The organism is Streptomyces viridosporus, assembly GCF_002078235.1.
Classification (GTDB): domain Bacteria; phylum Actinomycetota; class Actinomycetes; order Streptomycetales; family Streptomycetaceae; genus Streptomyces; species Streptomyces viridosporus.
This window is the reverse complement of record NZ_MSGP01000890.1, coordinates 1-428: the sequence shown is the minus strand read 5'-3', so window position 1 is coordinate 428 and position 428 is coordinate 1. Positions and strand designations below refer to the sequence as shown.

Genomic DNA, 428 nt, shown 5'->3' with positions numbered 1-428 from the left:
GTACACGTCCTTGATGGGCCCGTACGCCCCCACGGAGTCCCCGTAGAGCGTCGAATACCCCACGGCCAGCTCCGACTTGTTCCCCGGAGCCAGCACGATGTGCCCCTCCTGGTTGGAGAGCGCCATCAGCAGCGTCCCCCGCAGCCGGGACTGCAGGTTCTCCTCCGCGAGCCCCGTCAGCCCCAGCGCCCCCATGTACGCGTCGAACATCGGCTCGATGGCCACCGTCCGGTAGTTCAGCCCGGTCCGCCGCGCCAGCTCCGCCGCGTCGTCCCTCGAGTGCCCGGACGAGTACTTCGACGGCATCGACACGCCGTACACGTTCTCCGCCCCCACCGCGTCGCAGGCGATCGCGGCGACGAGCGCCGAGTCGATGCCCCCGGACAACCCGATCAGCACGGACTCGAAGCCGTTCTTCTCGACGTACG

1 protein-coding gene is annotated in these 428 nt (G+C 69.2%); it reads right to left on the bottom strand.

From position 1 onward, the window contains the following. On the bottom strand, positions 1–428 hold a 428-nt coding region (gene nadE / locus B7L92_RS43390; protein ID WP_255311363.1), incomplete at both ends, for an NAD(+) synthase.